The sequence below is a fragment of the Shewanella sp. 8A genome (assembly GCF_023475945.1).
GTDB classification, from domain to species: domain Bacteria; phylum Pseudomonadota; class Gammaproteobacteria; order Enterobacterales; family Shewanellaceae; genus Shewanella; species Shewanella xiamenensis.
In genome coordinates this window covers 204,885-231,483 of record NZ_JAMDJP010000004.1, presented here as the reverse complement: position 1 = coordinate 231,483, position 26,599 = coordinate 204,885, and the positions used below count along the sequence as shown (strand labels likewise).

At 44.0% G+C, this 26,599-nt stretch carries 25 protein-coding genes; 14 read left to right on the top strand and 11 right to left on the bottom strand.

Features of this window, described 5'->3' with window-relative positions:
- The first annotated feature begins 272 nt into the window (after positions 1–272).
- The gene (locus tag M0413_RS04895) at positions 273–2,135 is read left to right on the top strand and encodes a methyl-accepting chemotaxis protein (protein WP_249553336.1); all 1,863 of its coding nucleotides are present in this window, start codon (positions 273–275) and stop codon (positions 2,133–2,135) included.
- A 175-nt stretch (positions 2,136–2,310) separates the two neighbouring features.
- Here M0413_RS04895 and M0413_RS04890 read toward each other — a convergent pair whose 3' ends face one another.
- From M0413_RS04890 to lolB, 3 genes are all read right to left on the bottom strand, one after another.
- Positions 2,311–3,258 carry a ribose-phosphate pyrophosphokinase gene (locus M0413_RS04890; RefSeq protein ID WP_037422243.1) on the bottom strand — a complete coding sequence of 316 codons (948 nt, stop codon included), beginning with the start codon at positions 3,256–3,258 and terminating at the stop codon, positions 2,311–2,313.
- A 113-nt stretch (positions 3,259–3,371) separates the two neighbouring features.
- Positions 3,372–4,226, bottom strand: a complete 855-nt coding sequence (ispE, locus tag M0413_RS04885; RefSeq protein WP_249553334.1) for a 4-(cytidine 5'-diphospho)-2-C-methyl-D-erythritol kinase — start codon at positions 4,224–4,226, stop codon at positions 3,372–3,374.
- A 1-nt stretch (position 4,227) separates the two neighbouring features.
- Positions 4,228–4,872, bottom strand: coding sequence for a lipoprotein insertase outer membrane protein LolB (gene lolB / locus M0413_RS04880; protein WP_037427848.1), 645 nt, complete (start codon positions 4,870–4,872; stop codon positions 4,228–4,230).
- Between the two features lie 254 nt (positions 4,873–5,126).
- Between lolB and hemA the strand changes: the two genes are divergently transcribed.
- The 3 genes from hemA to prmC are packed head-to-tail and all read left to right on the top strand — an operon-like array spanning position 5,127 to position 8,346.
- Positions 5,127–6,377 carry a glutamyl-tRNA reductase gene (gene hemA / locus M0413_RS04875; RefSeq protein WP_037422253.1) on the top strand — a complete coding sequence of 417 codons (1,251 nt, stop codon included), beginning with the start codon at positions 5,127–5,129 and terminating at the stop codon, positions 6,375–6,377.
- Between the two features lie 14 nt (positions 6,378–6,391).
- Positions 6,392–7,483, top strand: coding sequence for a peptide chain release factor 1 (gene prfA, locus M0413_RS04870; protein ID WP_037422256.1), 1,092 nt, complete (start codon positions 6,392–6,394; stop codon positions 7,481–7,483).
- A 2-nt stretch (positions 7,484–7,485) separates the two neighbouring features.
- Positions 7,486–8,346 (top strand): peptide chain release factor N(5)-glutamine methyltransferase, encoded by an 861-nt coding sequence (prmC, locus tag M0413_RS04865; protein ID WP_037422258.1) that lies wholly within the window; start codon positions 7,486–7,488, stop codon positions 8,344–8,346.
- Between the two features lie 141 nt (positions 8,347–8,487).
- On the opposite strand, the gene M0413_RS04860 is transcribed toward prmC, so the two are convergent.
- Positions 8,488–8,901 carry a GNAT family N-acetyltransferase gene (locus M0413_RS04860; protein ID WP_037422261.1) on the bottom strand — a complete coding sequence of 138 codons (414 nt, stop codon included), beginning with the start codon at positions 8,899–8,901 and terminating at the stop codon, positions 8,488–8,490.
- A 117-nt stretch (positions 8,902–9,018) separates the two neighbouring features.
- Here M0413_RS04860 and M0413_RS04855 point away from each other — a divergent pair, with 117 nt between their 5' ends.
- The 4 genes from M0413_RS04855 to kdsA all read left to right on the top strand — a co-directional run bounded on the left by M0413_RS04855 (position 9,019) and on the right by kdsA (position 12,505).
- Complete coding sequence (locus M0413_RS04855; RefSeq protein WP_037422264.1) at positions 9,019–9,414, top strand: SirB2 family protein; 396 nt, start codon at positions 9,019–9,021, stop codon at positions 9,412–9,414.
- Positions 9,414–10,202 carry a transglutaminase family protein gene (locus tag M0413_RS04850; RefSeq protein WP_140906573.1) on the top strand — a complete coding sequence of 263 codons (789 nt, stop codon included), beginning with the start codon at positions 9,414–9,416 and terminating at the stop codon, positions 10,200–10,202. Before M0413_RS04855 ends, M0413_RS04850 begins: the two co-directional genes overlap by 1 nt.
- Positions 10,203–10,344: 142 nt before the next feature.
- A complete protein-coding gene (locus M0413_RS04845) occupies positions 10,345–11,592 on the top strand; it encodes a DUF819 family protein (protein WP_037422269.1) in 1,248 nt (415 codons plus the stop codon).
- Positions 11,593–11,656: 64 nt separating this feature from the next.
- On the top strand, positions 11,657–12,505 hold the full coding sequence (kdsA, locus tag M0413_RS04840; protein WP_037422272.1) for a 3-deoxy-8-phosphooctulonate synthase: 849 nt from the start codon (positions 11,657–11,659) through the stop codon (positions 12,503–12,505).
- Positions 12,506–12,662: 157 nt separating this feature from the next.
- Here the strand turns inward: kdsA and M0413_RS04835 are convergent, their stop codons facing one another.
- Positions 12,663–14,432: a flavocytochrome c gene (locus M0413_RS04835; protein ID WP_047539441.1), complete on the bottom strand. Its 1,770-nt coding sequence runs from the start codon at positions 14,430–14,432 to the stop codon at positions 12,663–12,665.
- A 228-nt stretch (positions 14,433–14,660) separates the two neighbouring features.
- Between M0413_RS04835 and M0413_RS04830 the strand changes: the two genes are divergently transcribed.
- The 5 genes from M0413_RS04830 to M0413_RS04810 all read left to right on the top strand — a co-directional run bounded on the left by M0413_RS04830 (position 14,661) and on the right by M0413_RS04810 (position 20,625).
- Positions 14,661–15,689 carry a porin gene (locus M0413_RS04830; protein WP_249553332.1) on the top strand — a complete coding sequence of 343 codons (1,029 nt, stop codon included), beginning with the start codon at positions 14,661–14,663 and terminating at the stop codon, positions 15,687–15,689.
- A 114-nt stretch (positions 15,690–15,803) separates the two neighbouring features.
- The gene (locus tag M0413_RS04825; RefSeq protein ID WP_037422278.1) at positions 15,804–16,688 is read left to right on the top strand and encodes a LysR family transcriptional regulator; all 885 of its coding nucleotides are present in this window, start codon (positions 15,804–15,806) and stop codon (positions 16,686–16,688) included.
- A gap of 16 nt (positions 16,689–16,704) precedes the next feature.
- Positions 16,705–17,928: a DUF819 family protein gene (locus M0413_RS04820; protein ID WP_249553330.1), complete on the top strand. Its 1,224-nt coding sequence runs from the start codon at positions 16,705–16,707 to the stop codon at positions 17,926–17,928.
- Between the two features lie 192 nt (positions 17,929–18,120).
- Complete coding sequence (locus tag M0413_RS04815) at positions 18,121–18,993, top strand: DMT family transporter (protein WP_249553328.1); 873 nt, start codon at positions 18,121–18,123, stop codon at positions 18,991–18,993.
- 87 nt (positions 18,994–19,080) lie between these two features.
- On the top strand, positions 19,081–20,625 hold the full coding sequence (locus M0413_RS04810) for an EAL domain-containing protein (RefSeq protein WP_203432921.1): 1,545 nt from the start codon (positions 19,081–19,083) through the stop codon (positions 20,623–20,625).
- Between the two features lie 59 nt (positions 20,626–20,684).
- Here the strand turns inward: M0413_RS04810 and M0413_RS04805 are convergent, their stop codons facing one another.
- From M0413_RS04805 to M0413_RS04790, 4 genes are all read right to left on the bottom strand, one after another.
- Complete coding sequence (locus M0413_RS04805) at positions 20,685–22,001, bottom strand: ammonium transporter (RefSeq protein ID WP_047539450.1); 1,317 nt, start codon at positions 21,999–22,001, stop codon at positions 20,685–20,687.
- Entirely contained in the window at positions 21,998–22,336 is a 339-nt protein-coding gene (locus M0413_RS04800; protein WP_037422289.1) for a P-II family nitrogen regulator, read from the bottom strand. Before M0413_RS04800 ends, M0413_RS04805 begins: the two co-directional genes overlap by 4 nt.
- 294 nt (positions 22,337–22,630) lie before the next feature.
- The gene (locus M0413_RS04795; protein ID WP_249553326.1) at positions 22,631–23,614 is read right to left on the bottom strand and encodes a ketopantoate reductase family protein; all 984 of its coding nucleotides are present in this window, start codon (positions 23,612–23,614) and stop codon (positions 22,631–22,633) included.
- On the bottom strand, positions 23,614–23,976 hold the full coding sequence (locus tag M0413_RS04790) for a VanZ family protein (RefSeq protein WP_037422291.1): 363 nt from the start codon (positions 23,974–23,976) through the stop codon (positions 23,614–23,616). The genes M0413_RS04795 and M0413_RS04790 overlap by 1 nt, the downstream gene beginning before the upstream one ends.
- A gap of 162 nt (positions 23,977–24,138) precedes the next feature.
- Between M0413_RS04790 and M0413_RS04785 the strand changes: the two genes are divergently transcribed.
- Entirely contained in the window at positions 24,139–24,624 is a 486-nt protein-coding gene (locus M0413_RS04785) for a YajQ family cyclic di-GMP-binding protein (RefSeq protein ID WP_249553324.1), read from the top strand.
- A 96-nt stretch (positions 24,625–24,720) separates the two neighbouring features.
- On the opposite strand, the gene M0413_RS04780 is transcribed toward M0413_RS04785, so the two are convergent.
- Together M0413_RS04780 and M0413_RS04775 are read right to left on the bottom strand one after the other, a co-directional pair.
- Positions 24,721–26,106, bottom strand: a complete 1,386-nt coding sequence (locus M0413_RS04780) for an AmpG family muropeptide MFS transporter (protein WP_037427834.1) — start codon at positions 26,104–26,106, stop codon at positions 24,721–24,723.
- A 156-nt stretch (positions 26,107–26,262) separates the two neighbouring features.
- Entirely contained in the window at positions 26,263–26,583 is a 321-nt protein-coding gene (locus M0413_RS04775; RefSeq protein WP_037421860.1) for a hypothetical protein, read from the bottom strand.
- Positions 26,584–26,599 lie beyond the last annotated feature (16 nt).

Below are 26,599 nucleotides of genomic sequence, written 5' to 3'. Positions count from 1 at the left end.
TAGTGGCAAAAATTTAGAGTTAAGTTTATGAACTTACAGGTTTTATACCAGTTGGTATTCTGAATCATAACTCTATGAAAGTAAAATCACAGATTATACTTGCATAGTTGCCACTATACTTGGCTGTCAATGTAAATCGAAAAATGGAGAAAGTTCCGAAGCGGATAAAACAATAAATGAAAGATGAACTTTTTATGTCAAGGCTATATTTACTGTAAAAGACGTGACTCCCAACTATCTTTTTAAGAGATGTTATTTATTAGGGGCTTTTTATGTTAATCCGCTCGAAATTGTTACTCAGTGCTGCCGTATCTGTAACGGCCGTGATAGCCATGTTTGGATTGCAGCTTTATACAAATTCAGTTGAGTCGGAACTCTCCCACGCGGCGCAAAACGTGCTCGAACTTGAGCGTGACGTGTTGTTACTGCGTAAAAATGAAAAGGACTTTTTTGGCCGTAAAGATATTCAATATGTTGAAAAACATAAACAAGTTCATGCCTCAATTGATGACATGATTCCTAAGCTTGAAAAAATCTTTAAAAAATACGATGTACCTATTACTTCCCTCGAAAGTTTTGACCGCAATTTAAATCAATATCAACAGGCCTTTAATGAGGTTGTTCAACTGCAACAAGAAATTGGCTTAACACCCAAAACAGGTCTCTATGGCACCTTAAGAACTGCGGTGCACAATGTGGAATCCATGCTGAAGGAATACGATCAACTTTCTTTGCAAGTTGCCATGTTGCAGCTTAGACGCAATGAAAAAGATTTTATGTTGCGCCGCGAAATGAGCTATGTCGAGACCTTCGATGCCAATATTGCTTTGTTTAATAACAGCTTAAGTGCATCAAGTTTAGATATCGATGCGCAAAATAAAATTTTTGCATTGATCGAACAATATCAAAAAGACTTTAAAAGCTTGGTTAGTAAAGAGCAGCAACTGGGTTTAGATGAAAAACAGGGCACGATGGCACAGTTAATCGCCGCGAATAAATTAACAGAATCTAGCGCCGATGAGCTGCATAAACTTGCTCTCAAATCTATCGAAGATACAGAAAAGAGCAGCAGGAATATTGGAATCGCTGTCTTTCTGATGATTGCATTAATCCTCGGCATAATTACTTACTTAATAATCCGTAGCATTATTAATCCCGTTGCGCGCATTACACAGGTTATTTCACGCATCGAAGTGAGTAAAAACTTAACCCTAAGATGCGATGCATCAACGCAAGATGAGTTAGGCGAAATTGCACAGCATTTCAATAGCATGGTGGGCAGTTTCCAGCAGCTTATCGAGCAGGTTATTGACTCTGTCTCTACTATCAACACCTCAAGTAAGAGTGTCTCAGAGAATGCCATACTTGCTTCTGAAGGTGTTGCGCAGCAACTTAACGAAACCGATATGGTGGCTACCGCGATTACCGAAATGGGCGCCACCATTGATGAAATCGCTAAAACGACCGAGCTTGCGGCACTCAAAGCGGGTAAAACCCATGATAACGCTCAGTTGGGGCAAACTGAGGTAGAGCAGACGATTCTTAAAATTAGACAGTTATCTGAGCAAATTAATACGAGTGCTTCAGTGGTGGACGAGCTTGAGCGCGATAGCGAAACCATTGGCAGTGTGCTTGATGTGATCCGCGGCATTGCTGAGCAAACCAACTTACTCGCACTCAATGCGGCGATTGAAGCGGCGCGTGCTGGAGAGCAGGGGCGTGGATTTGCTGTTGTGGCTGATGAGGTGCGTAGTCTAGCGATGCGAACCCAGACATCGACACAGGAGATTGCTAATATTATTCAAACCTTGCAAAGCCGAACCCGTTCTATTGTGCAATTAATGGATGCGAGCCAAAAACAAGGTGCAGAGAGTGCTGAGCAGGCCGCAGCAGCGGGGGAATTACTAAAGCTTATCAATAATGACGTTCGAAACATTATGGATATGAGTACGCAGATTGCTGCTGCAATTGAAGAGCAAAGTATGGTGGCTGCTGAAGTGAATAAGAATGTTGTGGTCATCCGCGATATCGCGGAGCAATCTTCCCATGCAGCCGATGCTAATGCTTCGGCATCGGACGAGTTAAGAACCCGAGCCGAGTATTTGGTGAGTGCTGTGAGCCATTTTAAGATCTAAACGATTATGCTTGAGACGCACCTTGGGGGGCGTTTCTATAGCATTTTGAGGCGCGGTTTGTGGATGGATAAGGCAGAAGTCGATTCAATCCTAAAATGTAAACTAAGACCAAAGCTAAAACGCGCAAACAAAAAACGCACCTTGAGGTGCGTTTTTTTATGCAAGTGCCGTAAGATTAGTGGCTGAACATTGCAGAGATAGACTCTTCGTTGCTTACACGGCGAATGGCTTCCGCCAATACGGCCGACATCGTCAGTTGAGTCACTTTCGCCACTTTCAGCATTTCAGGGCTTAAAGGTACGGTATCTGTGACGATCACTTCATCGATCACTGAGTTGGTGATATTTTCAGCCGCTTTACCAGAGAACACTGGGTGAGTTGCGTAAGCAAATACGCGGTTTGCACCATGTTCTTTCAAGGCTTCAGCTGCTTTACACAGAGTGCCGCCTGTGTCGATCATATCGTCAACGATAATGCAGTCACGGCCTTGAACATCGCCGATAATGTGCATGACTTGTGCAACGTTTGCCTGTGGACGACGTTTATCGATAATGGCCAAATCAGAATCATCTAACAGTTTTGCCACTGCGCGAGCACGAACCACGCCACCGATGTCAGGAGAGACAACCACAGGGTTATCTAACTTCTTCGCAACCATGTCTTCTAATAGCACTGGGCTACCAAATACGTTATCAACAGGAACGTCGAAGAAGCCTTGGATCTGCTCAGCGTGTAAATCACAGGTTAAAACGCGGTCAACACCGACGCTAGACAGGAAGTCAGCAACCACTTTTGCCGTAATAGGTACACGTGCGCTGCGGACGCGACGGTCTTGACGAGCATAACCAAAGTAAGGAATAACAGCAGTGATACGACCAGCAGATGCACGGCGTAGCGCATCAACCATCACGATCAGTTCCATGAGGTTATCGTTAGTCGGCGCGCAGGTGGATTGGATGATAAACACATCGGCACCACGTACATTTTCGTTGATTTGGACACTGATTTCACCATCGCTGAAACGACCAACCACTGCGTCTCCGAGTTTACAAAATAGACGATCGGCTATCTTCTTAGCGAGACTGGGGGTGGCATTCCCAGCAAAGAGCTTGATGTCGGGCACTGTATGAACCTCAGGCGTTTGCTTTATATTTTAGTGGCTAGAGCAACGACGATGCGGGGACGGGAGCGGACCCGTGGGCTATCGTGAAAAAAGTTGCTCTAGAAGAAAGTAGTTTATGGACGATTGAGTCGCACTATGAGCGGCGAAATATTCATCCCTTTTGCAACAAATCCTTGCATATCAGACGGTAATTTCGCCAAGGCTGCGAGAGCTTGCTGCTGCGACGAAAACTCCCCAAACACGCATGCGCCCGTTCCGGTCATTCTCGACGGCGCATATTCTAGCAGCCAGCCTAAGGCCTTGGCAACTTGAGGGTATTTAGATACGACCAGTTCTTGGCAATCATTTCTCCAAGGTTGGCTCAGTAAAGTGTCAATGCCAAGCTTAGGTGTATTACGCGGCAGCTGCGGATCTTGGAATACCGCTGCGGTAGAAACATGAGCGTCAGGGGCAATGATTAAATACCATAATTCAGCGGGATTAACCGTCTGTAAACGCTCTCCAACTCCCTCTGCAAATGCAGCGAAACCATGAATAAAAACAGGGATATCGGCACCGAGTTTTAATCCAATTGCCGCTAATTCATCATGAGACAATTGGGTATTCCATAACTGATTCAAGGCGACAAGTGTGGTGGCTGCATCCGAGGAGCCACCGCCTAAACCGCCGCCCATGGGTAGACGTTTATCGAGCCAGATTTCAGCACCGCCACAATAACCTGTAGATTGTTGCAGTGATTTTGCGGCTCGCAGAATTAAGTTATCGCTATCCGCGACAACGTTTGACATGTTCGAGTGCAAAATCAGTTCAGGTGTGTCAGTCACTCGAAAGTCGAGTTGATCGCAACAGTCAACAAATTGAAACAGGGTTTGCAACTCATGGTAACCGTCACTGCGGCGTCCGTTGATATGCAAAAACAGATTGAGTTTGGCGGGGGCAGGCCAATTGCTTGAAATCTCTTGGGACATGCTAAGGTTTTTCTCCGAGCAGTATTGAGGGTTTACCTAAGGCTTGCCATTGATTGAGCTGAAGCTTGAGCTGTAAATCACCGCGTTCGAGCGTTAATTGGTAAGGCACCTTAGCGCCACTTTGGGATTGCCAACTTAAAAATGTGACTAACCAAGGCGGTGGCGTTTGCACATTTTGCAGTTGCTTAGTTTGACCTGTACTATCAACGGCGATAACGCGATCTAAACTGCCAGTTTGTCCTGTGATCCACAGGGGCAAATCATTAATCGGGATGGACCAGCCACTGACGCGCTCAAGCAAGGCTTGGGCGTTATTATCACGAAAATCTTTGCCATCAATATGTAGGTGAGCCGAGTGAGGCGTCGCCTCCAAAGTCAATACTGTAGTACCTAACATCGTCGTGAGCGTGAGCTCGTCGCGCTCCTCGCTGTGGCGCCAATAGAGATTGGCACTGAGCTTATCTTCAGGTGTGCGGATAGCGAGTTTACCCTGTAGCTCCCACGCTTTAGCTTGGGCTGCATTATCGACCGTAATAGGGCTGAGATCGGTCATAGGCGGCAGTGTTTCACAGCCGCCTAAAAACAATAGTCCGCTCAAGGCGATACAAGAGAAAATGGATTTTGTGAAGCGCTTCAAATTATTCATCTATAACTGATATACCAAAGTCCTTATGATACGAGGGCTTGGAAAGAATACCAATGCCATTTGTAAAATTTCCATTGGCAGTCACTTGGGATAACTTCAGTCGTGCTAATCGGTAATTGTCTATCATTGATAGAAAATTTAGGTAAGAAGTTAGACCTTTATTCGGTTTTGTTAAGCGTATTCTGTTTTTAGTTGGGCCAATTCAGTAGAATGCCCTTATTAAGATAGACGCCAAGAATCTAGAAAAGAGTCAGATGAGCCTTGTAGCAATCGGTATTAACCATAAAACAGCCACGGTAGACCTGCGTGAGAAAGTCGCCTTCTCTCCAGACACAATTCATGATGCCATGAAGAGTCTGGCCAGTCGTACGCGCTCCGGTGAAGCCGTTATCGTCTCGACCTGTAATCGCACTGAGTTGTATTGTAACAATGGCGATGAGGCCGATATCATTGAATGGCTTGAAGAGTTTCATGGCCTAGAGCATAAAGATGTCGCGCCCTGCCTCTACAATTATCACGGTCAAGAGGCGGTGAGGCATTTGATGCGCGTTGCTTCGGGTCTTGACTCGCTGATCCTGGGTGAGCCGCAGATTCTTGGTCAAGTTAAACAAGCCTTTGTCAAAGCCAAAGAAGCCGGCACTGTCGCCTTAACTATTGACCGCTTGTTCCAAAATACTTTCTCTGTTGCTAAAAAAGTGCGTACCGAAACCGAAATCGGTGCCGCTGCTGTATCGGTCGCTTTTGCGGCCGTGAGCATGGCAAAACATATCTTCTCTTCGTTGTCGACCACTAAGGTATTGTTAATCGGTGCTGGTGAAACGATAGAGCTAGTAGCTAAGCATCTTAAAGATAACGGTGTTGCCTCAATGGTGGTGGCAAACCGTACTTTAGAGCGCGCTCAAAGCATGTGTGAAGAGTTCAATGCCACGGCAATTACGCTGGCACAGATACCAGATTTTCTCCCTAAAGCCGATATCGTGATATCCTCTACCGCCAGCCCGCTACCAATCCTTGGTAAAGGCATGGTAGAAAAAGCGCTAAAGCAGCGTCGCCATCAACCTATGTTATTGGTTGATATAGCAGTTCCCCGGGATATTGAGCCGGAAGTCGCCGATTTGGACGATGCGTTTCTGTATACAGTGGACGACCTGCATAGCATTATTGAACAGAATAAGGCTTCCCGTAAGGAGGCCGCCGAGCAAGCTGAATTAATTACTGAAGAACAATCTCACCTCTTTATGGAGTGGGTGCGTTCTTTAGAGTCGGTCGATAGTATTCGCGAGTATCGCAGCCAGAGCATGGCGATAAAGGATGAGTTAGTGGAACGCGCCCTGAATAAATTAGCGCAGGGGGGCGACACTGAGCAGGTATTGATTGAACTAGCCAATCGCCTGACCAATAGACTCATTCACGCACCCACCCAAGCCCTCACGGTGGCGAGCCGTCAGGGGGATTTGAATACATTAGGTCAGTTAAGAACAGCGCTCGGATTAGATAAAAACTAAGGTTAGCGAGTTAAATGAAGGAATCCGTTATCCGCAAGCTGGAAGGCTTGCTCGAGCGCAACGAAGAAGTCTTAGCTTTGCTTGGTGATGCGTCTGTCATTGCCGATCAGGATCGTTTTCGTGCGTTATCCAAAGAATATTCTCAGTTAGAAGAAGTGGTTGCAGGCTTTAAAGCCTACCAGCAGGCACAGGCGGATCTCGAGTCTGCTAAGGAAATGCTGGAAGAAGATGACGCTGAAATGCGTGAAATGGCGCAGGAAGAAATCAAGGCTGCTAAAGCTGAACTTGAACGTCTCGAAGCCGAACTGCAAATTCTGTTACTACCAAAAGATCCTAACGACGACACTAACGCCTTTATCGAAATTCGTGCCGGTGCGGGTGGCGACGAAGCGGCGATCTTCGCGGGCGACTTATTCCGTATGTATAGCCGTTATGCTGAAGCCAACCGTTGGCAGCTCGAGATCATGAGCTCGAACGAAGGCGAGCATGGCGGTTTTAAAGAAATCATCGTTAAAGTCAGTGGTGAAGGCGCCTACGGTAAACTCAAATTTGAATCCGGTGGTCACCGCGTTCAACGTGTACCTGAAACCGAGTCCCAAGGCCGAGTTCACACTTCCGCAGTAACTGTGGTAGTGATGCATGAAGTGCCTGAAGCTGAGGCGATTTCCATTAATCCTGCCGATCTTAAGGTCGATACTTTCCGCTCATCGGGCGCAGGTGGTCAGCACGTTAACAAAACCGATTCTGCCATTCGTATTACCCATATTCCAACTGGGATTGTGGTGGAATGTCAGGATCAACGCTCGCAACATAAAAATCGCGCACAAGCAATGAGCGTGTTAGCGGCGCGTATCCAAGCCGTAGAAGATGAAAAACGCCGCAGCGCTGAAGAGTCAACTCGTCGTAGTCTGGTCGCCAGTGGTGACCGCTCTGAGCGGATTCGTACCTATAACTTCCCGCAGGGCCGCGTGAGTGAACATCGTATTAACTTAACCCTATATCGCTTAAATGAAGTGATGGAGGGTGACTTGGATGCGATTTTAGGACCGCTGATGCAAGAACATCAGGCAGATTTATTAGCCGCACTCGCTGACGAGCAGGGGTAATTTTGGCTGATCAATCCTGTATCGCCGAGGCCCTGCAATGGGCCTATGTACAGCTAGCTTCAACCTCTGAATCCGCCCATTTGGATGCAGAGGTTTTATTATTGTATTGCCTCAATAAGAATCGTGCTTATCTGTACACTTGGCCTGAAAAAGCCTTGAGCGTAGAACAGTGGAAACGCTTCCAGCAAATGGTGCAACGGCGTCAGCAAGGCGTACCTGTGGCTCACATTGTTGGCGAGCGTGAGTTTTGGTCACTGCCCTTTATTGTGAATGACACGACCTTGATCCCTCGTCCTGATACTGAGATCCTCGTCGAATCCGCCCTCAATCTACCCCTTGAAAGTCATGCAAAAGTGCTCGATCTTGGAACGGGAACCGGCGCGATTGCACTGGCTTTGGCTTCTGAACGCGCCGCGTGGCAAATTACCGCGGTGGATAAAGTGGAAGATGCGGTCGCGCTGGCAAAGGCGAATCGCACTAATCTGAAACTTGAACAGGTTGAGATACTACAAAGCGATTGGTTTAGCGCTATCACTTCCCGTGACTTTGATTTAATTGTTTCCAATCCGCCCTATATCGATGAGGCTGACGAGCATTTACATCAAGGTGATGTGCGTTTTGAGCCACAAAGTGCGCTTACTGCCGCCGATGAAGGGTTTGCTGATCTTTACTACATTGCAAAAACTGCTCGAGATTATTTAAAGCCGAATGGTTATATATTGCTTGAGCATGGTTTTGAACAAGCAGTAAAACTCAGGGCAAAACTCACAGAGCTAGGTTACCAAAATGTCGCTACCGTGCGGGATTTTGGCAGCAACGATAGATGCACTATGGGTAAGTGGATGGGATTGATTGGAATTTAATATTTGCTCCAATCCAGCTGAGTGCCAAAAAACGCCATTGATTACCCGTCAATGGCGTTGTTGTCTATGTATCTGTTGAGATTATTAGTCTTTATAAGATCATGACAAGACGTCTTAAAATCACATTTTATCTTTAAGAAGCTACAGCACCTTGACCATAAAGAATTTACTGCCGGTTTCGGGATAGGCTTGCTGTACCCACTGCACACGATATCCGTGGCGCTCATAGAAAGGTTTTGCTTGAAAATCTAAGGTATCGAGCAGAACAAATTGGCAGCCGCGTTGTTTGGCTTTGCTTTCTGCCTCGAGTAATAAGCGTGAGCCGATGTTTTGCTGGCGTAATGCTTCATCCACCCACAGATAGTCGATTAAGAACCAATTGCCGAAGGTCTTGCCGCTTAAGCCCGCAAGTAAGGTGCCTTGCTCATCCTGCAACTTTAAGCCTAGGTTTTGGCGTTGCAGCGTTTGCCAGTGCTGCTGATTAAATTCGACGATTTTTTGCTTTACCGTGTCGGCAAACTCGGTGGACTCATCGTCAATTATCATTAAATTCATCATGGTTTCCTGCAAAGTGCGCGACGGGGCCCGTCTGTGAATCTCGAGTGTTAGGCATTGGTCTGGCGTTATGATTAGGGTAAACTAGCGCCTTTGTCACTGGCCATAAGTATCACAATGGAAACTTTTTACAGTCTTTATCCTGCTGTTAAGCACCTGCACTTAACCTTAATTGCCGTGAGTGTGCTGTTTTTTGTCGTTCGTTTTGTGTTGCATTTACGTCAGTCAGCACTGATGGGCAAGAAGGTCTTTAAAGTCGCTCCCCATGTGATTGACACTTTCTTGCTACTTTCTGGTTTAACTTTGTGCTTTATGATCAAGCAATATCCCTTTGTGGATCCTTGGTTGACCGAAAAGATTGGCGCTGTCGTTGCTTATATTGCCTTGGGTGTAATTGCAATAAAAGCCAACAGAAACAAACTTTTCAAAGTTTTCGCCTTTCTCGGCGCTATAGGTTGGTTGGTTTACGCGGCTAAATTGGCGCATTTTAAACAAGCGGTATTATTGGGTTAATGGGTAAATACACTCTGCAAGATGGCATTTCTTTGCCCGAGTCGGCATTGGATGTAGGTGCTCACCTTGGCTTTTCAAACCTCGAAGCGGCGAAATGGGCTTGGTTTGAATTGGCTGGAGCCGTATTAAGTCATTATCTGGTAGATCAACAGCAACGCTTAACGGCTTTGTTTCGTTGGTTTTATCAAGATTTGGGGTTCTGTGTTCGCGATAATTACTTCAGCACCGAAGCGGCGGACTTAGGCACTTGTCTTATCACTAAACAGGGTAATAGCACCACGCTGGCAACGGTATTGATGCTACTGGCCAAGCAGCTCGATTTAGAGCTCGAGGCCCTGCTATTACCGGGTAATACCGTGCTTCGCAGTAACGTTGGTGGCGTTGTTCGTTATCACGATCCGCTGACGGGTAAAGAGCTGACGAAACACCAGCTGCATGTGTTAGTGCGCGGTGAGTTGGGTAATGCGGCTGAACTTAAGCCAAGTTACTTAAAGGCGGCGTCGGTAAAGAAGCTGATTTCGCGCATGCTGCATGAGCTTAAGGCGGGTTGTATTGTCTCCCATCAATTTGAGGCGGCGATGGAGTGTTGTAACTTGTTGCTTCAGTGGCATCCCGATGATGTGCATTTGAACCGTGAGCGCGCTTTTATTGCGCAGCAACTTGGATGCATTAATGTTGCTGCGGCCGATCTACAACATTTTGTCGATAACAGCCCACACGATCCTGTTATCGAAATCGTTAAGATGCAGCTCAAAGAACTCAGTGAACACGCTGAAATCTATCATTAAATCTTAAAGGAGAGCCTTACAGGCTCTTCTTGTTTTTCTAAAACAATCACTAACCGGGCGAATGGGAAGTTTGCCCACTAACTGCAAACGGCAGTTTTTAGCATAAATACAATAACAACTGTACCAAACAGGGAGAATACACATGGCAAGTACGGCATTAGTTACCAATGACGCGGTAGCGCTGGGGATTTTAGCGACGATTCTGGGATTTGTGTTTTATACCAGTACGAGCAGTCATCCATTTTGGCAAAAGTTTTACCGTTTCATCCCAGCGTTATTACTCTGCTATTTCTTGCCTTCATTGCTAAACACCTTTGGGGTGATTGATGGCCATACATCACAGCTTTATCCTGTAGCTTCTCGCTATTTATTGCCCGCCTGTTTGGTGTTGTTGATTTTAAGCGTGGATTTAAAAGCCATCTTAGGACTTGGGCCCAAGGCGGTGATCATGTTTTTAACGGGCACCATCGGTATTGTCATCGGCGGCCCGATTGCTTTACTCCTGGTGTCATTGATCGAGCCATCGCTGATTGGTGTTGATGGCCCTGATGCGGTGTGGCGCGGTATGACGACCCTTGCGGGTAGCTGGATTGGCGGCGGTGCTAACCAAGCGGCGATGAAAGAAATTTATGAAGTCGGTGGCAATATCTTCTCCGTGATGGTGACAGTTGATGTAATTGTGGCCAATATTTGGATGGCGGTATTGTTGTTTATGGCGTCAAAGGCCAAGGAAATCGATGCTAAAACCGGTGCGGATACGACGGCGATTGAAACTTTAAAGAACAAAGTTGAGCAGTATCACGCTGAAAATGCGCGCATTCCAAGCCTACGTGATCTTATGCTAATCGTGGCAGTTGGTTTTGGTATTACGGGTGTAGCCCATATTGCTGCCGATTTCCTCGGCCCGTATTTTGAGGCCAATTATCCTTGGACCGAGGACTACAGTTTTACCTCGAAGTTCTTCTGGTTAGTGGTGATTGTGACCACCATAGGTTTAGCAATGTCTTTTAGTCCTCTGCGCCATTTGGAGGCAGCGGGGGCATCTAAGGTTGCATCGGCTTTCCTGTATATTCTAGTGGCGACCATTGGTTTGCATATGGATGTAAGCAAAGTCCTTGATACACCATTATATTTTTTAGTGGGTATTATTTGGATGATTGTACACGCTAGCTTTATGTTATTGATTGCTAAGCTAATTAAAGCGCCATTATTTTATATGGCGGTAGGTAGTCAGGCTAACGTGGGCGGCGCGGCATCAGCGCCCGTTGTGGCTGCTGCGTTTCACCCTGCATTAGCTCCCGTCGGGGTGCTGTTAGCCGTATTTGGTTATGTGTTAGGAACGTATATGGCTTGGATTTGTGGCCAAATTTTACAGCTAGTTGCGGTATAGTCGCTCTAGTGCCAATATTCAGTTTTCCGCTGGACAGAGTCTAGTATTTGAGAGAGATGTTGCGATGAGTAATAAAATCATAAAGTTAGGTTCAATCGAAATTGCAAACGATAAACCTTTTGTGCTATTCGGTGGCATGAATGTGCTTGAGTCTCGCGATCTCGCGATGTCGATTGCTGAAACCTATGCCGAAGTGACTCAAAAACTGGGGATCCCCTATGTTTTCAAGGCATCGTTCGATAAGGCTAATCGCTCTTCTGTCAACTCTTACCGTGGTCCAGGCATGGAAGAAGGCTTAAAGATTTTTGAAGAAATCAAAAAGACCTTCAATCTGCCACTCATTACCGATGTGCATGAGCCTTACCAATGTGCGCCTGTAGCTGAAGTGGTTGATATTATTCAATTACCAGCTTTCTTAGCGCGCCAAACAGACCTTGTTGTCGCGATGGCGAAAACGGGCGCTATCATCAACGTGAAAAAGCCGCAGTTTTTAGCCCCCCACGAAATGCGCCATATCATCACTAAGTTTAATGAAGCGGGTAATGATGAAATTATCCTGTGTGAACGTGGTTCATGCTTCGGTTACAACAACCTAGTAGTAGATATGCTGGGTATGGACGAGATGAAGCAATCGGGTTATCCGGTGATTTTCGACGCCACCCACGCATTGCAACGCCCTGGTGGCCGTGCTGATTCAGCGGGAGGCCGTCGTGCTCAGGCGACTGAATTAGCCCGTAGTGGCATGGCATTAGGCTTAGCAGGTCTGTTTATCGAAGCTCACCCAGATCCAGATAACGCTAAGTGTGATGGTCCATGTGCGTTACCTTTGCACCAGTTAGAAAATTATCTGAAGCAGATGAAAGCGATGGATGATTTAGTCAAATCCTTCGAGCCAATTGATACCAGCAAGTAAAAAAAGAGAGGTTAAATTAACCTCTCAAAAATAGCCGGGGAGCTTTTGAAGTCTGGCAATAAATTGATTGCCAATAATCATGATGAATAAAGCTTGCGATGAGATGTGACGAGAGGCGATTCCCACGCCTCTCTGAACTAGTACATCTGAGCTTGAGTTACTTAGTTTCTAACGCATGTTTTGCCGCATTAGTGCCTGCAATTTTTCCAAAAATCACAGTGTCTGCAACGGCATTGCCACCTAAGCGATTATACCCATGTACACCACCTGTGACTTCGCCAGCAGCAAACAAGCCGACTAATGGTTTACTTTGAATATCGAGCACTTCAGCTTTGGTATCAATGGCGACACCACCCATAGTATGGTGGATACCAGGAGCCACTTTTACGGCATAAAAAGGCGCCTTTTCTAGTGGCAATGGCATTTGTTCGCGAGCAAACTCTTCATCTTTACCTTGTTTAAAATAACGATTGTAGTTTGAAACCGTTTTTTCTAATGAGCTTTCTTTCATGCCTGTAATTTTAGCAAGTTCAGAAACTGTATTTGCTTTTTCAAGCATATCTAAATGGTCATACCCCTGAACCATTTTAGCTTTTTTATAAAGCTCATTATCAAAGACTAACCAAGCATATTGTTCAGGCTGTTTAAGAATGGCATCGGATGCTTTATCGCGAGTCGTTAATTCACTGACAAAACGATTACCATCTTTATTAACCATAATTGCACCTACCCCTCGAACAGTTTCGGAGATTAAAATGCGGCTATCTTTTCCCACAGTTGGATGAGCTTGTACCCAATCAATATCGGTCATACTCGCTCCGATTGCTTTGGCAAGCTCAATACCATCACCAGTGGAAGTAATGTTATTAGAACTAGTCATCCCTTTAAACGTTGGACGATAAAATGCGACCATTTCCTTATTAAAACCATATCCACCGGTTGCTAGAACAACTGATTTAGCAGCAATCATATAGTGGCCAGAATGTTTTCCATGGACGACTACGCCGACAATTTTTTGGTCTTCATCAATCACAAGTTTGACAACTTTAGAATTAAGCCGAGTATCGACCCCTTCTTTTACTGAAGCTTTTCTCAATACATCAATGATATGTGGACCAACGCTTAAACCTCCTGTGGGTCTATGGGTGCGGTCAACTCTTGCGCCACCTGAGCGTTTTAAGTCATCCATGTTTGCACCTAAAGATTCTAACCATTTAATACCATCAGCAGATTGCTCAGCTAATATTTGCACTAACTTTGGATCATTGGCATAGCGACCACCTTTCATTGTGTCTTCAACAAACCATTCAATTTTATCATCCACTTTATGTTCTTTTTGCTGAGCAGTTCCTACTGCATTGTAACCGCCAGCTGCAAGCATAGAGTTACCACCACTAAATGGGCCTTTTTCGAGTAATACTACTTGCGCTCCTGCTTTTTTCGCTGCGATAGCAGCATTAAACCCTGCGCTTCCCGCTCCGACAACAATGACATCCGTCGTTTCTTTTGGACCAGCTGCAATCGCCTTGCTGATTGCATCATTGTCCCAACCTTTATCCCATGGTTCTTTAGATTGTGCACTATTAAAAGGCATCTCAAGCCCTTTAAATGAGTGGCACTCATTACAGTATAATTTGGGTTTTTCATGACCTTTATGGCAGCTTGTACAGTTAATATCACCTAAATGTGATGCGTGAGGATCTAGCTTTAGTTTAGGATTAGCCAAAGCACTGTATTCACCATGACATGATTTACATTGCTGATTTTCATAAGTTTCACTGTCAGATACTTTGCCAGGTTGAGTGTGGCAGCTCTTGCATCCTCCCATTTCTTTATGAAAAGAGGCCAGATCATTTTTGTCATTTGCAGCCCAAGATGCTGTAGAAAAGATGGAGCACAAGACAAAACTTAAAAGTGTTAACTTCATATAATTCTCCAATTATAGTTTTATTGAGGTAATCATCACTTATGATATTTTTTTATTAATTGCTAAATGGTGATGTTGCGCAATAAATTATTGTGGTTAAATAAAATTGAAATTGTTTTAAATAATTTTTAATTAATCATTTTTATATTAGAGGTGTGATTAAAGTTCAAACGGAATCTTTAACATAGAATTAGCATAATTACGTTTTTATGTTAAAGGATGAAATTTATGAAATATACCAATTGTTTTGTGCCTGTTGCTTTATTACTTTGTTCTAATCAAGCTTTATCTGAGCCCTTAGATTTTTATGGGAGATTGTGGCTTGGTGTATCAAACTCTAGTCATGGTATTTCTGGTAATGAAAAGGTTAATGGTTTTTCACTTGAGAATTTTGCCTCATACGTTGGAATTAAAGGTGATTATGATGTGCATGAAGATTTTAGTTTGATATATAAGTTCGAAGCTGGAGTTGAAAGTTTTGATAATGATGATACAAATGTTTTTAAACCGCGTAACTCATATTTAGGCTTTAAGGTTAAATATGGTAGTGTCGTTTTTGGGCGAAATGATACTGTATTCAAAACTTCAGAAGGTAAAGTCGATCTATTCAATATTACATCAAGTGATATGAATATGATTATTGCAGGTAATGACCGGTTAGGTGATTTAGTCACGATCAATACTGCAAAAGTTGCAGGCATGTCTCTTGGCATTACATATGCTTTCGATGATGATTTTAATCAAAAAAATCCAATGCTTGCTGACAATCAAAACAATTATGCTGTTAGTATAGTATATGGTGATCCTTCATTTAAAAAAGGAAATAGTTATCTTTCTCTCGCCTATGCTGATGGACTAAATTTGTTAGAGGCAACAAGAGTTGTTGCTGGTGTTGCTATTTCATCTATAAAAGTTGGGACGATATATCAGTATTCTAAATCCAGTATCTATGAAAATGTTAAAGGCAATTCATATTTATTAAGTATGAGTATTCCTGTTAATAAATATGATTTCAAGTTTCAGTACCTTAAAGATGATGCTGGTCTGGGTAAAGTTACCAAAAATGCTGGTGCAGATCTTAAAACATTAAATAATAGTGATGCGAGTCAATATTCAATTGGTGTCGATTATAATCTGATGAAGGAATTAACATTTGGTGCAGCAGTAAGCTACTTTGAAGGCGAGTACTCAGATTCAAAAGGTAATAATGAATTTGACGATACTTTGATTTCGTTTTCAACAAGATACCTTTTTTAGAACATATCAAATAAAGCGGTCTAATAGACCGCTTTATTAAAATTAGATATCAGTCATGTTAAAAAATGTATCTTTCATTTATCTTGTTCCAACTGGAGTTTATTGGGGATGTAGATGCGCATTACGTTAAGGCAGTTAATGATCTTTAAGGCTATCTGTACCGAGAGGCAGATCTCAAAAGCGGCAAAACTGATGCACATGTCAACTCCTGCAGTGAGTATGGCTCTGAAAGAATTAGAGAACTCGCTAGGATGTCGACTATTTGAAAGAGCTGGTGGTGGCTTGGAGCTAAATGCCCATGGAAAAATTATTCTGCCTTATGCTAATGAAATGCTTAGTAAGGGAAATGAATTAGAGAAGCTTTTTAATTTTGCTGAGGATGGCGTTAAAGGTTGTTTAGTGATCGGTAGTAGTAAAACGGTTGGTAACTATGTTTTATCCAGAAAGATCCCATTATTTAAAGATAAATATCCAGACGTAAAAATTAAACTCATAATAGAGAATAGTCTGGTGATTGAAAAAATGGTATCAGAGAAAGAAATCGACTTAGGTTTCATTGATGCCAAGCCTGCAAGTAGAAATCTAGTATGCGAGCAATGGATGCAAGATAAGCTTTGCATTGTAAGTGGGTGCTCACATCCTGTAGCAAAGCAAGCATGTTCTAGTCATATTTTAAGTGAACAATTGTGGGTTTTTGACCATGAGTCCTCTCTGTCACATATTAGGGCTGTTCAATTGTTAAAAAGTTTAAACGTTTATGTCAGAAATGACATTTGTATGTCTACTATTGGGGCGATTAAACGTGCAATTGGAACGGGTATAGGTTTGAGTGTTTTACCCTATGTGGCTATAAAAGAAGAGTTAGAGCGGGGGGAGTTATGTTTGATCGATTTGAAAGGATGGGATTATAAACGCACTTACTGGTCAATCCAGCGAGAGTCTGATGAACTTTCATTACAGTCTAATATTTTTTTGAATTTTTTAAATAATGCTAGTTAGAAAGTGGGTGAAATAAATGATTTCTTCAGAGTGTGGAATCGTTATATTTTTAATCTCACTTCTTGTCGTTGTGTTATATTCAAACTCTTCATCTTGTCTTTTTTTTAAACGCTTTTATAGTGTTTTCCCTGTCATGTTTATTTGCTATACCTTACCTGCTGTATTTAGTTTTTTTAATGTGGTAGATGCAAGCAGGTCAAGTGTTGATGACTATTTTAAAGCGCATTTAATTCCATTTAGTTTATTTTTGCTAATAGTGAGTACGGATTTTATTACATTAAAGTCAGTCGGTGGAAAGATTTTATTGATGTTTTTCATCGGAACTGTTGGTGTTTGTATTGGAGGGCCAATTAGTTTATGGATTGGCTCTAAATTATTTCCAGAAGAGCTTTTATGGCAAGGTGGCGATGCAGCATGGCGTGGCATGGCAACATTAATGGCGAACTGGTTGGGTGGTACAGCAAACCAACTTGTAGTCAAAGAAATTCATCAAGTTGGCGAGGCCATTTTTGCAGTAATGATGACGATAAATGTGGTTTTTTCTGGCGTATGGATGGCTATTTTGTTGTTTTTGGCTAAAAAACAAAAAGCGATTGATAGAATGTTGGATGCTGATTTGAACAATTTACCTGTTTTTATTGAAGATGATATAACAAGGTTAGATGGCAAAAAACATTTTATTGGCTGTATGTTACTCATTTCTTTTTCATTATTTATTTTTTTGTTTTGTCATTCGGTCTCCGAATTTTTATCCCTAACAGTGAATAATCGTTTTCCTTATTTATTGCATTATAACCTAGGTTCAAGTTTCTTTTGGTCTATGATTTTGTCAACACTTTTAGGTATTTTACTCTCCATGACCTATGCAAGACATGTGTTTGTTAAACAAGTCAGGTTTGTTTCATTTTTTTTGCTGTACTTTATGATTATGAATATTGGATTAAATATTGAGTTTGCTTCATTTCAATCCATATTCTACTATTTTATTATTGGGTTGATTTGGTTTTTTACTCATATAATTATTCTACTATTATTTTGTTTGTATTTTAAACTGCCCATATTGTATTTTGCTATTGCAAGTCAGTGTAATATTGGGGGCGCAGCTTCAGCGCCTGTTGTCGCGAGTGCTTTCCATCCTAAATTAGGAACTATCGCGGTTTTAATGGCTGTGTTGGGTTATACATGGGCGTCATTTATTGCATCAATTATTGGCTCTTTCATGCAATTTATACATCCATAATTAATATTCAAATTATTATGTATATTTTATATTCGTTTTTATAGCGATTATTTAATCGATGACCATACTAGCGTATGATCTCAAAGGCATTTATCAGTCTTTGTGTCGTGTCTAATGTTTCCATGTGGGGTATGATGCTTGTCTTATCTTTTGCGTCGAAGCAAGAGAACATGCTTTGGTGGAAATAGGTTTATGTGGATTTTGTTTACCTTGCTCGCTGCGTTTATGCAGGCGTGGCGCAATGCCTTTCAGAGCCAACTGAGTAAAGAGGTTAAGGTCGCGGGCGTCACCTTAGCGCGGTTTATTTGGGCAGGCCCAATTGCGGCCTTGTATCTTGCACTATTATATCTTTGGAATAATGTCGGCTTACCACATTTTACGGCGGAATTTTTCGGCTTTATTATCGGCGCATCCATGATGCAGATCCTTGCGACCGGCCTGATGGTTAAGCTATTCCAGCAGCAAAACTTTGCTATTGGTGCCGGGCTTGCTAAGAGTGAGGCAATAGTCGCGGCAATCTTAGGAACATTGTTCTTTGGTACCCATTTATCCTTACTCGGCTGGGTTGGGGTTATCTTGGGCGGTATCGCTGTATTTTTGCTGAGTGCTAAGCAGGGGCTTAGGCAGCTATCCCTAAGCACAGTGCTCCTTGGCATTGCCAGTGGCAGCGCCTTTGCGCTGACTTCGCTTTGGGTGCGGGAAGCTAGTTTGAGGTTAGATGTCGGTTTTCCTCATAGTGCGGCTTGGGTATTGTTGTTGGTGATTAGCCTGCAAACAATCGTGCTAGCCAGTTACTTGGTTTTAAAAGATAAAGAAACATTAATCGGCCTGTTACAACGGCCTAAGTTAACCTTGCTGACCAGTACTACAAGTTGTTTTGGATCTATTGGTTGGTTCAGTGCGATGTCGTTACAAACTGTCCCTTATGTGAAAACCTTAGGCCAAGTGGAAATCTTTTTTATGATGTTGATTTCCGCATTCTGGTTGAAGGAATGCGTAAAAATAAAAGAAATGCTTGGTCTAGCACTTATTGCGGTTGCTGCCATACTCGTGATGTGGGGATGAGTATTTGAGCTGTTTTATATTTATCATATGCAACGCAATGTTTAACCAAGATAAATCGCTATAGCGGCAACAAGATAAGGATTCCGGATGCAGAATCGTATTAACAGCCTGTCGTCACTTTTACGCTTATTCATCTCTCAGTTCGATCTTTCATGCAAGCATTTATTCATTATGTTGTCTGTTCCTGTTGTCTTGGCTATCGCATCCAGTTTTATGGTGACGAGTTATTTGGTTGAGAAAAAGGTGCATGAAGTTGGTGAGTTTAATCTCAAACGGCTTGAGGATTTGTTAAGCCAGTCTGAGTCTATAGGTCAGTATGCCAACACTCTTAGTCAAGGTGATTGTAGTGACCTGAATGAGTATATGAAGTTTAAGCCCTATTATCGTGGTGTACTGCTTTTTAATGCTTATGGTTTTTATTGTTCATCCACAAATGGTGAAATTGATTTTCCACTGAACACACTCTTACCTGAACCGACCCTAAAAGAGCCTACTTATTTTATTGTTCCTGAAACGCCTGCGCGTTTAGGTGTCCCTGCCATCATTGTTATTGCTACGCAGGCCAACCAAACGAGTGGAGCGGTTGTGATTATTGAAGGGCAATATTTTATCGACAGCTTTATTCAGCCAGAGGTGTTTCCTCGTCCTGTGCTGAATGTGGTATTGGGGTTGAAGGGCGCGACATTGCCGACTGTGCCACAGTTTGGTGATGGGAAAGTTGTTGCCGTAAAGGCTGATAATTCGGAATTGGTGATCCTACTTGAGGTCTCGCAAGCGTTTTTTTGGTACTTTTTCTGGATATCTTTTGGGCTATCGCTCCCCGTTTTTTTGGCATTTACCTGGTTAGTCGGTTTACATCTTTGGCGTAAAAAAAACCGCTATTCACTGGCCGACGATATTAGAAGCGGGATCGAAAATAAAGAATTTTTCCTTGTATACCAACCTATTATTTGTACTGAAGACGGTAAGGCTAAAGGGGTTGAGGCATTAGTACGGTGGCTACATCCGCAAATGGGCTTGGTGCGGCCAGATCTATTTATTCCCATCGCGGAGCAGAGCCAACTGATCGTGCCGCTAACTAATTATATTTTTGAACGCGCTTTAGCCGATTTTAGTCTGTTTTCCGTGCAGCCTGGGTTTCGAATTGGCTTTAACGTAGCGCCTGAGCATTTTATTCAAAGTGATATTGAAGCTAAATTTCGCTATTTAAAGGATGCTTTTTCCCAAATTGGTGTTCAACCTTTGATTGAGATTACCGAGCGGCAGCTATTAACGGCGGATATGTGCGAGCGAATTACAGCATTGCGTGAGCTTGGCATTTTAGTCGCTATTGATGATTTTGGCACCGGACAGACGACCTTATCGCTGCTGCAAACCTTTACCTTGGACTACCTTAAAATAGATAAGTGCTTTATCGATACCATAGGCCAAGATTCGGTCACTTCCCATGTGCTCGATACTATTATCGAACTCTGCCATAAAATGAATTATGTCGCTGTAGCAGAAGGGGTAGAAACACAGGAACAGGCGGATTATTTAATTAGTCGTGATGTGCATTTTCTGCAAGGATATTTGTTCGCTAAACCGATGAAATTAGATGAGCTTGCCCTTTGGCTGAAGAAACGCAACTAACAACAACCGTCAGGATAGGTATCCTGACGGTTATAGGTTTTGCGCAGAGGTTGATGTGCTTACAGGCTGTAACCCGTTTCTTCATGTTCAGAAAGATCGAGCCCATTCACTTCTTGCTCACTGCTGACACGCAGTCCTCCAAGGAGTTTGCTAATCACGATAAACAAGAGCCAAGTCACTACTGCGGTATAACTAAAGGTAGCTGCGATACCAATCATTTGGACGCCGAGTTGGTCAATCATAGTGTCGTTAACAGTGGCAAAACCATAGCCGCTAAAGATCCCAAGTTGAGTCGAACTAAAAACGCCTGCGAGCAATGTACCGAGGATGCCGCCTACACCATGGACAGGAAATACATCGAGAGAGTCGTCAATCTTCAATTTTTGTTTAATGTAAACCGTTGAAAAGAAACAGACCACCCCGCCAAGAAAACCAATCACTAAGGCTCCAGCTGGGCCAACATAACCCGATGCAGGCGTGATTGTTCCCAAACCCGCCACCATACCTGTAACGATACCAAGTGCGCTGGCTTTACCAAATTTATACCATTCAATCCCAGCCCAAGTGATGGCACCCATCGACGCCGCCAAATGGGTCGCGAGTATCGCCATTGCCGCTGTACCATTGGCGCCTAAGGCGCTGCCGCCATTAAAGCCAAACCAGCCCACCCACAGCATGCCCGCACCTGTGACAGTCATGGTCAAGTTGTGGGGCATAATCGCTGAGTTTAAAAATCCCCTGCGTGGGCCAAGCACTTTTGCCGCAACCAGTGCCGCCACCCCTGCGGTAATGTGTACGACTGTGCCGCCGGCAAAGTCATAGAGCCCAAGCTCAGCTAACCAGCCGCCACCCCATACCCAGTGGGTGATAGGTGCATAGACTAACAGCAGCCAAGTGCTTGAGAATATGAGTACCGCAGAAAATTTCATTCGCTCAGCAAAGCCGCCGATAATCAGCGCTGGCGTGATAATGGCAAAGGTCATTTGGAATAGCATAAACAAAGGTTCGGGAATGTCACCGCTCATACTCTCACGACCAATGCTGGCTAAAAATGCTTTATTTAGCCCACCGATAAAACCATTGCCTGTATCGAAGGCGATGGAGTAACCCACGACAAACCAGAGTATTGAGGCAATAGCAGCAATCGAAAAACACTGCATTAAAATGGAGAGCACGTTTTTGCTACGCACCAGTCCACCGTAAAATAATGCCAGTCCTGGGAGCGTCATCAGTAATACTAAGGCTGATGAACTTAAAATCCATGCGGTGTTGGCACCGCTCAACTGCGCCTCATCGGCGAATACTGGAGCGGTAAAGCTACTCGCGATGAGGATAAGTAACGCTTGATAACTGCACTTAGATTTTGGATTGATCATATGGCATCGCTCCCTTCTTCAGAGGTGCGAACGCGGATCACTTGCTCGAGCGGAGTGACAAAAATTTTACCGTCACCGACTTTGCCTGTGCGAGCGGCTTGGATGATGGCTTCGATTACAGCTTCTTCAAGCTCTGAGTGGATCGCGATTTCAAGCTTCATTTTGGGAAGAAAGTCGACAGCATATTCGGCGCCGCGATAGAGCTCTGTGTGCCCCTTTTGCCGGCCAAAACCCCTCACTTCAGTCACTGTCATGCCGTGGACGCCCAGTTGAGTGAGCGCTTCACGTACATCATCAATTTTGAAAGGTTTAATAATTGCGGTGATGAGTTTCAACTTTATTCTCCAACAAACATCAGGCATCAGTTTGTTGGATATAGCAGGAATTAGGCCACAACAATAAATGTTTTATTATCATTATGTTAACAATGTGGCGCACCCAAATAAATCTTATTTTTGCTGCAAAATAGTGCAAGAATAGATGAGCGCGCCCTGACTTGGTGCGCGCCCTTGGTGCGTTAAATGTAAAAAAGCCAATTAGGGTGCATTTAAACACTGTTAAGTATTATCGAGAATGATTTTCTACGGCAGGCTTATATTAAATCTATTTAAAATCAATTGAATATGCAGTTATCGTGGTAACGTTATTGCCGAAAGCTGTTTAATAGCGCGGACCATCTTGGTATTAGTTGCTGCACTTAAACCGTGCGCGTTGGCGCGGTCACAAATATAGCCATTAATTTGGTCTATCTCGGTGAGTCTGTGGTTTGCAACATCTTGGTGCATCGATGAGAAGTTTGCGGCTGTGAGTTCAATCACTCGATAGACGCGCTCCTCTAAGAAGTGCCTGTCGAGCTCAATCCCATCATGTGCTGCAACGTCGACTAATTCATCTAGGATACTAGCAATGGTGTCACTAAACTCAGCTTGAGCCAAAGCGCCGTTGGGGCATTGATGCAGCGCCGTAAGAGGATTGATTGCGGCGTTTACGGCCAGTTTTTGCCAAAGACAGGGGATAATCGCCTCAACCCACTCACTGTTTGGGATGGCATGTAATAGGTTATCTCTAAGCGTTTGTGGTAGCGCCGGGCCGGTAAAATGACCCAACTGGGTTAAGCCTTGGCCGGTTTGCTTAACTTGCCAACATGACTGACGTAATACGCCCTGCGAGGTCGTGCCTAAGCTTAGGCTGCGGCCATTTAACATTGGTGCGAGCGCGAGGTGTGGCCCCATACCATTATGTAATAATAGGATATGACATTGTGGCGATAACTTGTTGAGTAAAGGACCTATTGCATCAATGACTTGATAAGCTTTTACGCACACAATCAACAGTTGTACTTGCTGTAAGTGGGCTTTGTCGGCGCTAAGCAGCGGTACTCGATAGGACACACAGTCAGTAACGGCATCGCTTGGGGACAAATGGCTAAATACCAAGTCTTGCCAATCAGTTGCTTCAAGGTTTGATACCGAGGAGTCCCGTGCAATTAAGCCTACCGCTAATCCCGCCGAAGACAATTGATGGCAAATCAATTGCCCTACAGCACCTGCGCCTAAAATCGCGATATCAGTGACTTGAGACTCCATAGCTAATGGCGCATCTTGGCCTAACATTATTCTTCCTTGAGTTGTGCGGCACTAACATATTTTCGATAGGCCCAAAGACAAAAATAAAACAAGGCAATACCCGCAAAATCAGCCAACACATCACCTATTGAAGCGCTGCGATAGGGTAGGCGGGATTGCACAATCTCAATTAACATCGCGTAAGTTGCAAGTACCAGTGAGAGCCAATACCACTTCGGACGAAAGGCGAGATAGGTCAGATACGAGAGGCAGAAAAAGCTTCCAAGATGGCCTACTTTATCGATATGGGGGATGCTTTGCGAATAGGTTGGTCTGGAGAACACCAGATAACTGATCACGACAAAGGCTACGGCTAAAGCCAGTTTGAATAGGGTGTGTTTAGTTATCACAAATACAATTTGATTATCTTAGTGTGCCGCCATAATAGGAAAATGTGTCGCCAAAGTCATCCCTAAGCCGAGTTTTATCTTGCTGGGACAAAGTTAACCTTCAACTTGGGGGAGGGAGTCGGTAAACTATGGGTATTTACAATCACCTAAGGGGCGGCAACTATGCCTTCATTTGATATTGTGTCTGAAGTTGACGAGGTTGAGTTACGTAACGCGGTCGAAAACTCTCGCCGTGAACTCAGCGGCCGATTTGATTTTCGTGGTAAAGATGCCAGCATCGATTACAAAGATCATGTGGTGACACTCACCGCAGAAGACGATTTCCAGTGCAAACAGTTAGTGGATATTTTACGTACTCAATTGAGCAGGCGTAATGTTGAGCCTTCGACTATGGATGTCGACGAAAAGTCAGTTCACAGTGGCAAGACTTTCTCCCTGAAAGTACGCTTTAAGCAGGGCATCGAGACGGATATCGCCAAGAAAATCGTTAAGATGGTCAAAGATAGTAAAATTAAAGTGCAATCGCAGATCCAAGGCGACACAGTGCGTGTGACGGGCAAAGCCCGTGATGATTTACAAGCTGTGATGGCGTTAGTTCGTCAAGCAGATCTTGGTCAGCCTTTCCAGTTCAATAACTTCCGCGATTAATCATGAAAATTGGCTTGAGTTCGCGTTAAGCTAACTTAAACGTGGAAAATACAGTAAGCCCCAAACCTTTACGGTTTGGGGCTTTTTTATATCTGATTATTCTTGGTCTGGTTTGTTACTGACGTGGGGGGCGTATTTATTCACTAAATGAATAAGTAACAACACAGGAAAGCCTATCACACTGGCAGCGACAAAGAAGTTCACATAACCAAATGCGTCGACATAGGCGCCCGAGAAACCCGCAATAAACTTAGGGAAGAGCAGCATAATCGAAGAGAGCAGGGCGTATTGGGTTGCGCTATAGCCGCTGCTGGTGAGGCTTGATAAATAGGCGATAAAGGCAGCGGTGGCAATCCCCGCACTGAAGTTATCAACCGAAATGGCAAAGGTTAAAAAGCTGACGTTATAACCAATGACCGCTTGCCAAGCAAAGAGCAAATTAGTGACAGCAACCAACAGCGCGCCAAGAAATAATATCTTCATGGTACCGAAGCGGGCTAACAGGACTCCGCCAAAGGCTGCGCCAACCAAGGTCATAATAAGGCCATAGATTTTACTTAAATAGGCAATTTCTTCCTTAGTGAATCCCATGTCCACATAAAACACGTTGGCCATAATCCCCATCACAATATCCGAGATGCGATAGCAGGAAATCAGCAATAAAATCAAGATAGCACTACGGCCATAGCGTTTAAAAAAGTCGATAAAGGGCAGGATGCTGGCGGTATAAATCCACGAGAGACTCGCAGCTATAGGTTTAGGGTAACGCTCGCTTAAGCGTTGTTTGACCGCTAATTCGGTCTCATCGGCGGCGCGGGTATCGACCTGTGGCTCTTGGCTAAAGAGCGTAGTCAAAACCCCAATAAACATCAGTCCAGCCATGACTAAATAGGAAGTTTGCCAAGCGATTAAGTTATATTCGGTATTACCTGGCTCAACCCAAGCTGCGATGGTCAGCGCTCCTGCGGTCGCCACAATCATGGCGCTGCGATAACCCACCTGATAGGCCGCCGCTAAGGCTGCTTGCATTTTTTCGGGAGCCGATTCAATGCGAAAGGCGTCAATCACGATATCTTGGGTCGCAGACGCAAATGCAACCATTAATGCAAACAAAGCTAAGCGTTCGAGATCTTTAACGGGATCACTAAAAGACATCCCCAAAATTGCACCGACCAGTAACAACTGGGCGAACAACATCCAGCCGCGTCGCCGGCCTAAAAAGCGCGTCAGTAAAGGGAGTGATAATCTATCTACTAACGGTGACCAGGCCCATTTGAAGGCATAGGCTAAGGCTATCCAACTGAAATAACCGATAGAGGTGCGATCGACACCTGCTTCCCGTAACCAAAATGACAAGGTTGAAAAGACTAGCATTAATGGTAGGCCAGCAGAAAAACCGAGTAATAGTAGGATCAAAACGCGTTTATGGTAATAAACACTCAAGGAATCTAAGGTGCGACGAGTAAAACTGGGTACGGACATATGTATTAGCCGAAGAGTCGAATCCGCCTAGCTTACGGGTAAGATGTGGTTAGGTTCAAGGGGCAAGGTATCTCCTTTTGATACTCAGAGCGATTTTGTTTGCAAAAGCTAAAAATAAAAAGACCCAGCAAGCTGAGTCTTTTAAGAAGGGATTGTTCAAGGTCGGATACCGATACAACCCGAGGGCATTTGGCCTCCCAAACAGAGGAAGTCACAGCACGCATGCAACTGCTGACACAGGTACTGATTGCCGCGGATCATCCAGTCTGGCCACTTACTAAAGCTATGGAGCAAGTGCCAAAACACGGTTTCCATTTCTGTTTGCGCTTCACTTGTTGGAATGAGTTGTTGCCATTCTTCAAGTGTGTCCCATAAATAGAGCTGGATCTCGCAGAAATCGAGTTCATCACTCAAAAACGCTTTCCCATATACTGCAAGTTGGGGCGCTTTATTATCGATAAATTCTTCAATCGTCACCCTTGCCTCCTTTCTT